Annotated in this window: 13 protein-coding genes; 9 read left to right on the top strand and 4 right to left on the bottom strand. The window is 71.5% G+C overall.

Features of this window, described 5'->3' with window-relative positions:
- Window positions 1-3: 3 nt before the first annotated feature.
- Window positions 4-1,509 carry an ABC transporter substrate-binding protein gene (locus tag ABZX61_RS34335; RefSeq protein WP_355200253.1) on the bottom strand — a complete coding sequence of 502 codons (1,506 nt, stop codon included), beginning with the start codon at window positions 1,507-1,509 and terminating at the stop codon, window positions 4-6.
- Window positions 1,510-1,799: 290 nt separating this feature from the next.
- Between ABZX61_RS34335 and ABZX61_RS34340 the strand changes: the two genes are divergently transcribed.
- Window positions 1,800-2,894, top strand: coding sequence for an Lrp/AsnC family transcriptional regulator (locus tag ABZX61_RS34340; protein WP_350727496.1), 1,095 nt, complete (start codon window positions 1,800-1,802; stop codon window positions 2,892-2,894).
- 48 nt (window positions 2,895-2,942) lie between these two features.
- The gene (locus ABZX61_RS34345) at window positions 2,943-4,196 is read left to right on the top strand and encodes an amidohydrolase (protein ID WP_355200254.1); all 1,254 of its coding nucleotides are present in this window, start codon (window positions 2,943-2,945) and stop codon (window positions 4,194-4,196) included.
- On the opposite strand, the gene ABZX61_RS34350 is transcribed toward ABZX61_RS34345, so the two are convergent.
- Complete coding sequence (locus ABZX61_RS34350) at window positions 4,197-5,327, bottom strand: acyl-CoA dehydrogenase family protein (RefSeq protein WP_355200255.1); 1,131 nt, start codon at window positions 5,325-5,327, stop codon at window positions 4,197-4,199.
- A gap of 136 nt (window positions 5,328-5,463) precedes the next feature.
- Here ABZX61_RS34350 and ABZX61_RS34355 point away from each other — a divergent pair, with 136 nt between their 5' ends.
- The 3 genes from ABZX61_RS34355 (at window position 5,464) to ABZX61_RS34365 (ending at window position 7,486) form a co-directional block, all read left to right on the top strand.
- Complete coding sequence (locus ABZX61_RS34355; RefSeq protein ID WP_355200256.1) at window positions 5,464-6,420, top strand: PAS domain-containing protein; 957 nt, start codon at window positions 5,464-5,466, stop codon at window positions 6,418-6,420.
- Between the two features lie 5 nt (window positions 6,421-6,425).
- Window positions 6,426-6,902: an ATP-binding protein gene (locus ABZX61_RS34360; RefSeq protein WP_355200257.1), complete on the top strand. Its 477-nt coding sequence runs from the start codon at window positions 6,426-6,428 to the stop codon at window positions 6,900-6,902.
- Between the two features lie 95 nt (window positions 6,903-6,997).
- Complete coding sequence (locus ABZX61_RS34365) at window positions 6,998-7,486, top strand: flavin reductase (RefSeq protein ID WP_355200258.1); 489 nt, start codon at window positions 6,998-7,000, stop codon at window positions 7,484-7,486.
- Window positions 7,487-7,500: 14 nt separating this feature from the next.
- Here ABZX61_RS34365 and ABZX61_RS34370 read toward each other — a convergent pair whose 3' ends face one another.
- Entirely contained in the window at window positions 7,501-8,133 is a 633-nt protein-coding gene (locus ABZX61_RS34370; protein WP_355200259.1) for a response regulator, read from the bottom strand.
- A 159-nt stretch (window positions 8,134-8,292) separates the two neighbouring features.
- On the opposite strand from ABZX61_RS34370, the gene ABZX61_RS34375 reads away from it, so the two are divergent.
- Genes ABZX61_RS34375 through ABZX61_RS34385 form a run of 3 tightly spaced genes read left to right on the top strand, consistent with a single transcriptional unit; the run spans window position 8,293 to window position 11,445 of the window.
- Entirely contained in the window at window positions 8,293-9,378 is a 1,086-nt protein-coding gene (locus ABZX61_RS34375) for a Gfo/Idh/MocA family oxidoreductase (RefSeq protein ID WP_355200260.1), read from the top strand.
- A complete protein-coding gene (locus tag ABZX61_RS34380; RefSeq protein ID WP_355200261.1) occupies window positions 9,375-9,782 on the top strand; it encodes a gluconate 2-dehydrogenase subunit 3 family protein in 408 nt (135 codons plus the stop codon). Before ABZX61_RS34375 ends, ABZX61_RS34380 begins: the two co-directional genes overlap by 4 nt.
- A 34-nt stretch (window positions 9,783-9,816) precedes the next feature.
- Window positions 9,817-11,445, top strand: coding sequence for a GMC family oxidoreductase (locus ABZX61_RS34385; RefSeq protein ID WP_355200262.1), 1,629 nt, complete (start codon window positions 9,817-9,819; stop codon window positions 11,443-11,445).
- A gap of 7 nt (window positions 11,446-11,452) precedes the next feature.
- On the opposite strand, the gene ABZX61_RS34390 is transcribed toward ABZX61_RS34385, so the two are convergent.
- Window positions 11,453-12,388, bottom strand: a complete 936-nt coding sequence (locus ABZX61_RS34390; protein WP_355200263.1) for an NADP-dependent oxidoreductase — start codon at window positions 12,386-12,388, stop codon at window positions 11,453-11,455.
- A gap of 212 nt (window positions 12,389-12,600) precedes the next feature.
- Between ABZX61_RS34390 and ABZX61_RS34395 the strand changes: the two genes are divergently transcribed.
- Complete coding sequence (locus ABZX61_RS34395) at window positions 12,601-14,169, top strand: ABC transporter substrate-binding protein (RefSeq protein ID WP_355200264.1); 1,569 nt, start codon at window positions 12,601-12,603, stop codon at window positions 14,167-14,169.
- The last annotated feature ends 8 nt before the right edge of the window (window positions 14,170-14,177 follow it).

Here is a 14,177-nt window from a genome sequence, read left to right on the forward strand (position 1 = left end):
CGGCTACTTGAGGATGCGCAGGGTGGCGGGGTCGAGGTAGTCGTCGAAGGTCCGGATGGCGAATCCGTCGGCGACGACGGTGGTGGTGGGCAGGGTCGACAGCGGGATCGCGTCGACCCGCTGGAGGAACGACTTCTGCGCGGACTGGAGGGCGGCGCACTGTCCGCCGCTGTCGGTCACGCTCATGGCCTGGGTGACGAAGCCGTACCCCTTCTCGTTGACCGATCCCGTCTTGTTGCGGCCGCCCTTCTCGGTCACCGGGCCCATCACCCGGAGCAGGGAGGAGGTGAGGGTGCCCAGCTGGTTGTTGTCGCCCTGGACGTTGATGTCCCAGTCCGAGCCGCCGGCCGTGGTCACCGTGGCCCAGTTGGCGTTGTCGAGGGAGCTGACGGTGACGTTCGCGCCGGCGTTGCGCAGCGCCTCGCCGATGTAGTCGTTGCCGCCCTGCAGCAGGGTCGTGCCGACGATGCGGACGCGTACCCCGGCCAGGGTCTTGGCGGCGGCGCCGGAGTCCTGCGGGACCAGCAGCGACCGGTCGGTGTTCACGCAGGGGAGCTTGGCCGAGCCGACGGACAGGATCGTGCTGCCCCGCTTGCCGCTGATGATGTCGCTGAACGCCTGCGGATCGACGGCCTGGGCCACCGCGGCGCGCAGCTCGGGCCGGTCGGCGAAGGCCGTTCCCGGACGCTCGTTGAACAGCAGGTACGTCGTGGTGTTGGAGGCGCTCGACGTGGAGAACCGGGTGTTGCCGTCGAACCGGGCCACGTTCTCGTCGGAGACCACGCCGACGTCCAGGCTGCCGGCCAGCAGCTGGGTGGCGATGGTCGCGTAGTCGGTGATCGGCGTGAGGTTCAGCTGCTTGGCGGGCACGCCTTCCAGGGGCTTGGCGAACGCCGGCCAGCCCGCGTAGCCGTCGCGCAGCGTCAACTGGTAGGACACCGCCGCCTGGGACGAGGTCAGCGTGTAGGGGCCGGAGAACGCCCCGGTGGCCTTCCCGGCGGCGAGTCCCTTGAGATCGCTCAGGCCCGCCGGGCACACGATCCCGGCCTGCGGCAGCGTCAGCCCGGTGAGGAAGTCGGACCACGGGACGGACAGGGCGGCCTTCACCGTGTTCGCCTTGTCGTCGGCGGTGAACGTCGCGGTGCCCGATCCCAGCGCCAGCGTGCGGCCCGAGGAGCCCGTCTCCTTGGCCGCGAACCGCGTCAGCGAGGCGGCCACCACCGACGGAGTGATCGGCTTGCCGTCCGAGCAGGTCAGACCGCCGCGGATGGTGAAGGTGTAATGCGCGGCGTCCTCCGCCTGCCAGGCGGACGCGATACCGCCGACGAGGGAGTTGCCCGAGTCCTTGCGCACCAGCGTGTCGAACAGCAGCCGGGCCATGCCGAAATCGTCGCCGCCCTTGGCCAGCGCCGGGTCGAAGGTCGCCGGATCGGTGTTCAGCGACATGTTGATGGTGTCGGTCGCCCCTTCGGCGACACCGCATCCGGCCAGGCCCGCCACGAGCGCCATCGCGAGAATGGAATTGCGAAACACTGATCCTCCAGCGCACTCGCGAGAATGAATGGCGCCGAGCCTAGGTGTCGCCTGCCGAATCCAGGTCTTCCGTGACGCAGAGCGCACGGAATTGAGTGATATCGCGGCCCGGGCGCACGATCTTTCCCGCGGGCTTCGCCGGAGGTTTCCCTCGCGTTACGGCTTCCTGCACATGACCGTGTAGCTGTGAGCCGATCCTACGCGGCGGTCCGGCAGGCGATACACGCTCATGGGCGGATCCGGCGTGTCCGTGCAGGATGAGGCGCATGGTCGACGGGCTGGACTTTCAGATCATCAACGCGCTCCAGATCCATCCCCGGGTCCCGTGGGTCCAACTCGGGAGGATCCTCCGGGTGGACCCTTCGACGATCTCGCGCCGCTGGTCGGCCCTCACCCAGCAGCGGCAGGTGTGGACGAGCTGCTTCGAGTGCGAGCCGCGCACCGGCCAGCAGGAGATCTCGGCCCTGGTCGAGATCTCCTGCGCGCCCGGCCAGCGCGGCGACGTGATCGCCGAGCTCAGCCGGCAGGGGCCCATCATCAGCGTGCACTGCACGTCGGGCGCCCGCGACCTCTATGTCATGATCTCGATGCGCACCCTGCTCTCCATGGACCGCTACATCGACGAGCACATCGCCGGCGTCCCCGGCATCGTCGGCACCCGTACCCACTACCTGCGCCGGATCTTCCTGGAAGGGTCGGGCTGGCGGCTCAACGCGCTCTCCGACGAGCAGGCCCGCGCGTTGCACCTGCTGCGGCCGTCCGAGCCGCCCGAGCACCGCAAGCCCGCCCACCTCGACGTCATCGCGGCGCTCAGCACGGACGTCCGCCGCACCGCCGCCGACATGCAGCGGGAGCTGGGCCGCTCGATCTCGGTCATCTCCCGGGACATCGACGCGCTGCTCGCGGCGAACTGGGTCCGATGGCGCGTGGACCTCGCGCACACCCTCCTGGGCTGGTCGGCGGCGGCGGTGCTGTGGCTCGACGTCAAACACCCCGACCTGGAACGCCTCATCTCCTCGCTGCGGCTGCTCTGCCACGTGCGGATGTGCGCCTCGGTGACCGGTGAGGCCAACCTCGCGGTCTTCCTGTGGCTGCGCAACCTGCAGGAGCTGGACGAGATCGAGGGCAGGCTGTCGTCGATGTTCCCGAAGCTGCTGGTCAAGGACAGGTGGATCGTCCCGAGGATCGCCAAGCGCACGGGCTACATTCTCGATCTCGACAGCCGGCGCCTGCGTTACGTGCCCGTCGGCGGCCAGCCGGTGTTCGACGACCAGCTTCGTGCGGGCTCGGCTCGAAAATCCGATGTTTCATGCGGGATCAACGCCGATCGACGCCCATTCGCGGCGCCTTTCCTAGCCTGAGCGAAACGACCGCCCGGCCGTTGATCAGTGCGCAGAGAAAGAGGTCGTGTGGACATCGAGGAGCTCAGGGCATTCCGGCGAGAACTGCACCGCAATCCGGAACCCGCATTCGTGGAGATCGGGACGGCGGCCCGGATCGCGCGGGCCGTCGAAGACCTGCCGGTGACCGTCCTGACCGGAAAGGACGCCCACGACCTCTCCCCCGTCGTGAACTACCCGTCGCCGCGCACGCTCGCCGAATGGGCGGCCCGTGCCGTCGATTCCGGCATCCCGCCGGAGAAGGCCCGGTACTTCCAGGAGAACGGCACGGCGCTGGTCGTCGACCTGGACGGCGTCCGGCCGGGGCCGCGATGGGGCCTGCGCGCCGACATCGACGCGCTGCCGATCCGGGAGTCCGCCGATCCGGCCCATTTCCCGGCCGCGAACGGCTTCGCGGCGGCGAACGGCGCGATGCACGCCTGCGGCCACGACGCGAACGCCACCATCGGCGTGGGCCTGCTGCACCGCCTCGCCGACCGCGACTTCGCGGGCTCGCTGAGGGTGCTGTTCCAGCCCGCCGAGGAGGGGGTACGCGGAGCGCAGACGATGATCGACGCCGGGGTGGCCGACGACATCGACGTCATGCTCGCCGTGCACATGGCGGGCGAGCTGGGCGTCGGCGATGTCGTGGGCAGCTTCACCGGCGGCATGGCCACCCGCAAGCTGAAGGTCGACTTCACGGGCCGGGCCTCCCATGCCGCCGGCTCGCCCGAGTCGGGGCGCAACGCGCTGCTCGCCGCCGCCATGGCCACGCTGGCGATCATGGCGCTCCCCCGCTACGGGTCCGCGGACACCAGGCTCAACGTCGGCACGCTCGTCGCCGGTGACGGCGTGAACATCGTCCCGGCCTCGGCGGTGATGACCTGCGAGGCGCGCGCCACCGATGACGAGGTCGTCGACGAGCTGGTCGACCGGATCCGGTCCATCGTGGACGGCGCCGCCCGCACGCAGGACGTCGAGGCGGCGCTGGTCGTGACGGGCCGCTCCGCCACCGTGACACCCGACGATGACCTGGTCGACCGCATCGTGGACGTGGCCGGAGCGCACCCCGGCGTCGTGGAGGTGATCAGGACCCAGGCGTTCGCCGGCAGCGACGACGCCAACCTGCTCATCCGGCACGTCCAGCGGCGCGACGGCAAGGGCGCGTACCTGATGATCGGAGGCGGCAGCCCGGGCCCGCACCACAGCGCGGGCTTCGACGTGGCGGAGGAGTCGATCCCGCTCGGGATCGACCTCCTCGAATCGCTGATCCGGCAGGGCTGATCAGCGGAAGGCGGGGACGGTGGGCGGCAGGCCCATGAGTACGGCGCCCGCGGCGTCGTACATCGCCGGGCTGAGGAAGGCATGCTCCTGCGGCACCAGCGCGTCGCCGAGCAGGGCGGGCAGCGGGTGGTCCTGGTAGATCGCGGCGGTGCCGGACAGCGAGACGACCTTGTGGACCACCTCCGACGCGGTCCGGGCGAGGTGCGCGGCGGACAGCCGCAGGTGCGCGTTCTGCTCGTCGCTGACCAGGCCGCCGGCGACGAGCGTCTCCCAGGCCTCGTCGGCGGCCTCGTAGAAGTAGGCGCGGGCGGAGCGCAGCGTGGCCTCGGCCTCGGCGATGCCGGCGCGGTAGTAGGCCCGGTCGGCGAGCCTGGGTGCGCCGGTGATGCTGCCCCGGCCGCTGCCGACCCCCTCGGCGAAGTCGAGGGCGGCCCTGGCGACCCCGGCGGAGACCACGGAGAGCGACTGGGCGACGTACGTGATCGCGGGGTAGCGGTAGAGCGGCTCGTCGACCACCGGCTCCCCGCCGCGGATGAAGGTCCACTCCCGGTCGACCTCGACGTCCTCGGCGATCAGGTCGAAGGAGCCGGTGCCGCGCATGCCGACGACGTCCCAGTCCTGCACGATCTCCAGGCGTTCCGGACGTACCAGCGCGCCGCGCGGCTTGCCCGAGGTCAGGTCGTCGCCGGGGATGCCGACGCAGATGATGTCGGCGGCCATGCAGCCGCTGGCGAACTTCCACCGGCCGTTGACGAGGAAGCCGCGCTCCGTCGGGGTGGCCTGCTGGATCGGGAACAGCGCCCCGGCGAAGACGACGTCGGGGCCGCCGGCGTACAGCTTGGCCTGGGTCTCCAGCGGCAGCGAGCCCAGGTAGACCAGCTGGGAGCCGAAGCTCGCGACCCAGCCGGTGGAGCCGTCGACGGCCGAGATCCGCTCGATCTTCTTCAGGAACTCGGCGGGCGCCATCGTCTCGCCGCCGAACCGCTCCGGCGTCGCGCAACGGTACAGGCCGAGCCGCTTGAGCCGCTCGACGAAGTCTCTGGGGACGTAGCGCTGCTCGCGGAACTCCTGGCGACGCTCGGCCAGCTCGGCCAGCATCGCGTCGAACGCGGCGGGATCGTCCTGCGCCATCCTTGCTCCTCATGGGTCTGACGGTGTGCTCCGAGGTTAGGAAGAACGCTTGCGCCCGTCAGTCGTCATTTCCTCACCTTGACGTAGGGGATATCTTCATCCCCGGCCCCCACACCGGGTGACCTACCCTGTGTCGGTGCGAGTAGATCCGCGGGCTCCCGAGCTCGTCGCCGCGGACTTCGTCGCGATGATGAACGCCTCCCGGATGTGCGTCCTCATCCACGACGCGGCGACCAAGGACATCCTGTGGGCCAACCCGGCCGCCTGCGAGCTGCTGGAGTTCGGCCTGAGCGAGATCCGGCCGCTCAAGGCCGATCACATGAGCAGCTCGGCGCAGCAGTACGACCGGGTGATCGGCCGGGCCTGGCTGCAGGACGCCGTCGAGAAGGGCGCCAGCCGGATCGAGTGGCACTACCGCTCCAAGTCCGGCCGGGTGATCCCGACGGACGCGCTCGCGGTGCGGGTCGAGCTCGCGCAGGGGCCGGCGGTGATGGTGCAGTTCCGCGACATCGAGCGGGAGCAGCGGGTGGAGCGCGAGCTGCGGCTCACCACGTCGTACGTGGACGCGCTGGCCCACTACACCTCCACCCTCGCCCTGATGCTGGACGAGACCGGCACGATCAGGTTCGCGACCGACACCGCGCTCACCGCGATCGGCGCTCCGGTGGACGGGCCGATGCGGCCCTTGACGGCGTTCGCCCGGCTGCGGCTCGACGGCCGCGACGCGAGCTGGGCGGACGTCCTCGCCCGCGCCACCCCGGTCACCCCCGTCCAGCTGGAGGCGGGCCGCGTGTGGCTGGAGGGCTCGCTGGAACGGCTGCGGGAGGAGGACGCCACCGCGCTGCTGATGATCCTGCACGACGTCTCCGACCGGGTCCAGGACCAGGTCCGCCGGGCCCGGGAGCTGCACCGGGAGAACTACCTGGCCCGCTACAACGCGATGGGCGACATGGCGATGGCGATCGCCCACGAGCTCGGGCAGCCGCTGGCCGCCGCCGCCAACTTCCTGGCCGGCGTGCACACCCGGGCCGCCCGGCTGCCGGAGGCGTCGCCAGCGCGGTCAGCCAGATCGAACGCGCCGCGGCGATCGTGAGCTCGGTGCGTGCCTTCGTCGGCCATCTGGAGCAGGTGGAGCAGGTGGCCGACCTCAACGACGTCGTCGAGGAGTGCCTCTACTTCGTGCGGCTGCGGGCGGCGCCGCTCGGGGTCGAGGTCCGGGTCCGGCTCGCCCCCGAGCCGGTCCTGGTGCGCTGCGAACGGGTGCTGACCGGCCAGGTGGTGCTCAACCTCTGCTTCAACGCCGTCGACGAGATGGAGCAGTCGCCGGCGGCCCCGAAGCGGATCGACGTGGCCACCGCCCCCGACGGCACCTTCACCGTCGACGACCGGGGCCGGGGGCTGCCGCGCGACCCGTTCGCGGAGTCGTTCACGTCCAAGGAGCACGGCAGCGGGATCGGCCTGGCGCTCAGCCACCGGATCATCACCCGCCAGCACGGCACGATCCGGGCCGAGAAAAGGGCGGAGGGCGGGTCGCGGTTCGGGTTCACGCTGCCGCTCGCCGAGCCGGGCGCGTAGGGGAAATCCTCAGCCGGCGTGGATGAAGTCTCGATTTCGACGCCGAGGGCCGCGGCCTAGGTTCGGAGGCAGCCGATCACTTTCAGGAGGCAGCCGTGACCGAGGCGCAGCGCCGTTTCCGTGCCGCGATGGCGAACCTGTCCGCCGCCGTCAACGTCGTCACCACCGATGGCCGGCATGGCCGGGCCGGGGTGACCGTGAGCGCGGCATGCTCGGTCACCGACTCCCCGCCGACCATGCTGATCTGCGTCAACCGCTCCAGCAGCTCGCACGACATCGTCATGGCCAACGGGCGCGTCTGCGTCAACGTGCTCGGCACCGACCAGGAGGAGCTGGCGATGCACTTCGCTGGTGCGACGAACGTGCCCACCTCCGAACGGTTCGACGCGGGCTCCTGGGACTTCGGCACCTACGGCGTGCCGGTGCTGCGCGACGCGCTCGCCTCGGTCGTCGGGCGGATCGTCACCAGGCGCCGGCAGGGCTCGCACACGGTGGCCTTCGTCGAGATCGACGCGGTCACCTCACGCCTGGACAGCGGTGCCCTGGTCTACTTCCAGCGGCGCTTCCACAGCCTCACCGCCTGACGCCGCCGGGCTCGTCAGAGCTCGATCCGGCACTGGAGGACGTCGCGGACCAGCGCGCCCAGGCTGTCCGCGCCGGTCTTGGCCTTGATCCGGGCCCGGTGCACGTCGACGGTCTTGACGCTGGTGCCGAGCCTGCGGGCGATGAGCTGGCTGGGCAGGCCGTCCACGACCAGCCTGAGCACCTCGCGCTCCCGCGTGGTGAGCGACTCGACCCGCTCGCCGACGGCCCGCCGGTCGGCGTGCTCGCGGAAGCGTCGCTCGGCCTCCCGCAGCTGTTCCTGAACGACGTCGAGCATCTGCTGCGGCTTGTACGGCTTCTCCAGGAAGTTGACCGCGCCCTGCCGCAGGGCCCGTACCGACATCGCGATGTCACCGTGGGCGGAGCAGAAGATGATCGGGGCGGGATAGCCGAGCCCGAGCAGCCGCTCCTGCAGCTCGAACCCGCTCAGGCCGGGCATCCGCACGTCCACGATCAGCACGGCGGGCTCGGCGGCGTCGTACTCGGCCAGGAACGTCGCGGCGTCGGGATAGGTGAGCGCCTGGACCCCGACGCTCTCGAAGAGGAAGACGAGCGAGCGCCTCAGGTCGTGGTCGTCGTCGACGATGTGCACCACCGGGCCTGCCAGGGCCGATTCAGTACCGCTCATCTTCCCGTCCTCCGCAGGCCACGTGCTCGTACTATGCGCAGCCCGCCGGATCGGGGCAATCCCCCCGGTTCGACCAGCGGACTGGCGAGCTTGGTGAGCGGGCCGCGCCGGACGTTGACTTCCATCGGTCCCGTACGCAACCAGAAGGACGGAAAACACGTGCACCACCGCATCGGCATCCTCGGCACCGGCAACATCTTCGGCCGCTACGTCACCGGCATGGCCCGCTACCCGGAGCTGGAGATCGTCCGCGTCGGCGACATCGACGTCGACAGGGCCAAGCGGGCCGCGGAAGAGCACGGCATCCCCGCCTGGGGGGACGGCGACGAGCTCTACGCCGACGACTCGATCGACATCCTGGTGAACCTGACCCCGCCGGCCCACCACGCGAGCACCGTCATCCGGGCCCTGGAGTCCGGCAAGCACGTCTATGTCGAGAAGCCGCTCGCCGCGACCGTCGCCGAGGCGCGGGAGGTGCTGGCGGCGGCCGGGAGCAGCGGCCGCGTGCTGGGCTCCGCGCCGGACACGTTCCTGGGCAGCGCCTCCCAGACCGCGCGCAAGGCGCTCGACGACGGGCTGATCGGGGAGCCCATCGGCGTGTCGGCGTTCATCCGGCACAGCAAGGCCGAGACCTGGCATCCGGACCCGCGGTTCCTCTTCCAGCGCGGGGGCGGGCCCGTCCTGGACATGGGGCCGTACTATCTGGCCATACTGGTGAACCTGCTCGGCCCGGTCAGGTCCGTGGCGGGGGCCGCTCGCGTCGGCGCGCCGGTGCGCGCGGTGACCGCGCCGGACCGCGTCGTGGACCGGATCGACGTCGAGGTGGCGACCCATGTCTCCGCCGTCCTCGTCTTCGATTCCGGGGTCATCGGCACCACGCTGATGAGCTTCGACGTCTGGGACAGCGACCTGCCCGCCATCGAGGTCTACGGCACCGAAGGGACCCTCACCTTGCCCAACCCCAACCACTTCGACGGCGACGTACGGGTGCGACGGCACGGGGACGCGGACTGGTCGGTCCTGCCGCCCGTCGTCGGCCTGTTCGGCGCGGTCGGCACCAAGGAGCAGGCCCGCCGCGGGCTCGGCGTCCGGGATCTGGCCGACGCGATCGAGGGCGGCCCCCACCGCGCGAACGCCACGTTCGCCTTCCACGTGCTCGAGGCCCTTTCCGCGATCGACGGGCCCGGCCAGGTCGTCCGCCTGGAGAGCACGTGCGAGCGCCCGGCCCCCCGCTTCGCGGAGTGACCCCGGGGCAGGCCGCGACGCTGGGCGCGGTGGTCGACACGATCGTCCCCGCCGACGATCATCCGAGCGGCACCGAGGCGGGGGTCCTGGACTACCTCGCCGGGCAGTTCGGCCGTGACCTGGCCGGTCTGCGCGCCTACTACGAGGCGGGGCTCAACGCCGTCGAGGCCGAGGCGCGCGAGCGGCACGGCGCCGGCTTCCCCGAGCTCCCGCCCGGGCGGCGCGAGGAGCTGCTGCGGGCGCTGGAGGCGGGCGACACGCGCGTGCCGTGGCCGTTCGACGCGGCGGCGTTCGTGGAGACGGTGGTCGGGCACGTCATGGAGGGCTTCTACGGCGACCCGGGCAACGGCGGCAACCGCGACGCCGCCTCCTGGCGGATGATCGGATTCGAGGTACGGGACTGATGCGGGCCGTGACCGGATGCGAGGTACGGGGCTGATGCGGGTGGACGCGGTCGTGATCGGGTCGGGCGCCGGGGGCGGGGTCGCCGCCGCGGTCCTGGCCGAGGCGGGCAAGCGCGTGCTCGTGCTGGAACGCGGCCGCGACCTCACCTTCGAGGAGATCGGCCGCGACCATCTGCGCAACCACCGCCTCACCCGCTATCCGCACCGCTCCGGGCCCGACTACGAGGACGGCCCGCGCGTGGTCGTCGACGCCACCGGCGGCGAGCACGTGGTACGCCCGCACGAGCCGGGCTTCCACGGCAACGCCACGCTGGTCGGCGGCGGCACCCGGCTCTACGGGGCGCAGGCGTGGCGGTTCCTGCCCGCCGACTTCACGATGGCGAGCACGTACGGCGTGCCCGCGGGCAGCAGCCTCGCCGACTGGCCCATCGGATACGACGACCTGGAGCCCTACTACGGGCGCGCCGAGAGGGAGATCGGCGTCTGCGGCGACCACGCGGCCGGCAGCCGCCACTGGAGGCGCGCCAAGCCGTACCCGATGTCCCCGCTCCCGGAGGGCCTGCAGGCCGCCGCCCTGCGCAGGGGCGCGGCCGCCCTCGGCTGGGACGTGCTGCCGGTGCCGCTGCTGATCAACTCGGAGCCGTACGGCGGACGGGCCGCCTGCACCCGCTGCCAGCACTGCATCGGCTTCGCCTGCCCGGCGGACGCCAAGAACGGCTCCCACAACACCGTGCTGAGCCGCGCGCTCGCCACCGGCCGTGCCCGGCTGCTGCCGGAGGCCGTCGCCGAACGCGTCGAATGCGACCCGTCGGGCCGCGTCACCGGCGTGCGCTGGGTGGATCGCTCGGGGGCCCGCCACGTCGTCGAGGCCGAGGTCGTGATCTGCGCGGCCGGCGCGATCGAGACGGCCCGGCTGCTGCAGAACTCCCCGACCCGGCGCGAGCCGCACGGGCTGGGCAACAACCACGACCAGGTGGGACGGCACCTGCAGGGCCACGCCTACGCGTGGGCGCTGGGCGAGATGGCCGAGCCCGTGCACGACGGGCTGGGCCCCGGCGTCTCGCTCGCGACGCTCGACTTCGTCCACCACAACGACGGCCTGGTCGGCGGGGCGATGCTGGCGGACGAGTTCACCGTGCTGCCCCTGGCCTTCTGGGCCCGGAACCTGCCGCCGGACCTGCCCCGCTGGGGCGCGCGCAACAAGCAGTACATGCGCGACAACTACCGCCGCGTCATGCGGGTGGGCGGGCCGGTCCAGGAGATCCCCAGCCCGGAGGCGAGGACGCGGCCCGACCCCCGCGTGCGCGACCGGTGGGGCATCCCGGTCGCCCGCCTGTCCGGCACGACCCATCCGGAGACCCTGCGTACCGGGGACTTCATCGCCGAGCGCGCCCGTGAATGGCTGCTCGCCTCGGGCGCGCGCCGGGCGTGGGCGGCACGGGCGCCCCTGGGCCTGCACGCCGGGCAGCACCAGTCGGGGACGTGCCGGATGGGCGACGACGAGCGGACGTCGGTCGTGGACCGGTGGGGCAGGGTCCACGGGCACGACAACCTCTATGTCGCCGACGCCTCCGTGCACGTCACCAACGGCGGGGTCAACCCCGTGCTGACGATCATGGCGCTGGCGTTCCGGACCGCCGAGCGGCTGTGCGCCGAGTGGTGACGCCTGCTCAGGATGATCGCGTGGTGACGTCGAGCACCACCTTGCCGGTGGCGTGGCCGTCCTCCACGAGCGCGAGCGCGTCGGCCGCCGCGGCGAACGGGAACACCCGGCCGACGCGCGGATCGAGCTTCCCCGCGACCACCAGCCCGGCCAGGGCCGACAGCGTCTCCGGGCCGCCGACGCGAGAGAGCGGGCGGGCGCCGAAGCGGGCAGCGGTCTCCTCGCCGGCCACGGTGAGCACGCGCGTCCCGGCGGTGAGGACCTCCGCGACACCATGGAGGGCGTCGCCGCCGACCAGGTCGAGAACGGTGCCGGCGCCCTCGGGAAGAAGCTCCCGCAGCCGGCCCGCGACGTCCTCGCGATCGTAGGCGACCGCCGTGGCGCCGAGTGATTCGACGAACGCCCTCTTCGCCCCGCTCGCCGTGCCCACGACGCGTACCCCGTCCATGGCCGCGAGCTGGGCCGCGACCGTGCCGACTCCCCCGCCGGCGCCCAGGATCAGCAGCGTCCGACCGGGGGCCGGGGCGAGGGCGGCGAGCCCCTCGTAGGCGGTCCCCGCCGCGATCGGCAGCGCCGCCGCGTCGGTGAAGCTCAGCCCGTCCGGCAGGCGCGCGGCCCGGTCCTCCGGCAGCACCGCCAGCTCGGCGTACCCGCCGCTCCCGCTGGCCGTGCTGCCGAAGACCGCGTCCCCGACGGCGATCCCGGTGACTCCCGGCCCGATCCGGACCACGGTCCCGGCCACCTCGCGCCCGAGGATCGCGGGCAGGCGCAGCGGCAGGAAGGCCCGATGCATGCCGGCGCGGACCTTCCAGTCCACCGGGTTGACGCCGGCCGCCCGCACCTCGACGAGCACCTCGCCCGGTTGCGGCTCGGGCGCGGGAACGTCGAGGTAGCGCTGGACATCCGGACCGCCGTAGTCGATGAACCCGTAAGCGAGAGGCATGGTCAGGGACGCTACCGACCGGGTGCGAACCGGGGTGAAGGCCTGTTCCGGTCAGCGAACCGGCGCGGGAGCCGCCCGAATCGTCCGGCTCTAGGGTTTGAGCCCACCACCTGAAGAACGGTGACTCCGCGTCCGGCAACAATTCGGGCAATTAGTACGATGCCCGACACCTCGTTACACCGCACGCCCCCAGATTGTCTCGAGGAGTACCTATGTCACTGACGAAGTCAGTATGGCGCCGTCGACTCGCCGCGGGCGCCACCGGCGCGGCCATGCTCGCCTCCGCCGCGTGCAGCGCCGCCAACCAGGGCGCCATCGGGAACTCCGCGAGCGCGAGTACAGGCCCGGTGCGCGGGGGCGGCACCCTCATCGTCGCCCAGACGAGCGACGCCGACCCGGGTTCGTTCCTCAAGACCTCCTTCGGCAACGTCGTGGCGGAGTACGCGGTCTTCGAGACGCTGACCCTCATCGACGGCAAGACCGGGCAGCCCAAGGGCGTCCTGGCCGAGTCGTGGACCCTGGCCCCCGACGGCAAGAGCCTGGATCTCAAGCTCCGCGACGACGTGACCTTCCACAGCGGCCGCAAGCTGACCGCGGACGACGTCGTCTTCGCCATCCAGAAGGTCCAGGACCCGGCCACCGGCGCGGCCAACCAGTCGATCGCCGCCCAGATCTCCGACATGAAGACCAAGGGCGAGCACGAGCTGACGCTGACGTTCAAGCAGCCGCTGCCGAACATCTTCGACCTCTTCGAGACGATGCCCATCCTCAACAAGGACTCCTACGGCGACTACGCCGCGGGCACGAAGGTCGACGGCACCGGGCGCTTCACGTGGAAGTCGTGGACTCCCGGCGGCAAGCTGGTGCTCGGCAAGTACGCGGGCTACCGCGACGCGGCGGGCACCCAGCTCGACACCATCGAGATCAACCTGATCAAGGACCCGACGGCCATGGTCGCGGCCATCCGCAGCGGCCGCGTCCAGTACGGCGTCGGCATGGCGGCCCTGGACGCCAGGACCCTGAGCCAGCAGCCGGGCTTCTCCCTCGTGACCTCGGGCGGCGCGGCCATCCCGCTGGCGTTCGACGTGACCAAGCCGCCGTTCGACAACAAGGCCGTGCGCCAGGCGGTCCATTACGCGATCGACCGCGACCGCATCGTGCAGCAGGTCATGGGCGGCCAGGCCGACCCGACCAACGTGCCGTGGCGGGCCTCGACGGTCGGCTACGACGCCGCCCAGGCCAAGCAGTACGCCTACCAGCCGGACAAGGCCAAGCAGCTGCTGGCCGAGGCGGGGGTGAAGAACGTCTCGTTCGACGTGCTCACGCTGAACTCGCCCGAGGCCACCGGCGTCTTCCAGATCGTCAAGAACAACCTGGCCGCCGTGGGGCTGAACGCCAACCCGGTCGTCGTGCCCGTGGCCGACTACGACGCCAGGATCGCCAAGAAGGACCTGGGCGCCCCCGCCTTCCTGATGCAGAACAGCAACGGCCTGTCCCCCGCGACCGCCGTCGTGAGCCGGCCGGAGCTGCTGGCGGACGGCAACGTCTCCCACTTCAAGAGCCCCGAGTACACGAAGCTGGTCAAGGCGGTCACCAGCGCCAGCACCACGGAGGACCAGCAGAAGGCCCTGCGCGACTATGACGCCTACTTCATCGACCAGGCGTTCGTGCTCCCGCTGGTCACCCGCCCCACCCTCACCCTGCGCGCGAACTCCGTGAACGGCATCAAGTCCACGCAGATGGGCTTCCTCGACCTCAGCCAGGCCTGGCTGTCCAAGTAACCGGAGGC

This window comes from Nonomuraea sp. NPDC003709 (assembly GCF_040610775.1).
GTDB classification, from domain to species: domain Bacteria; phylum Actinomycetota; class Actinomycetes; order Streptosporangiales; family Streptosporangiaceae; genus Nonomuraea; species Nonomuraea angiospora_A.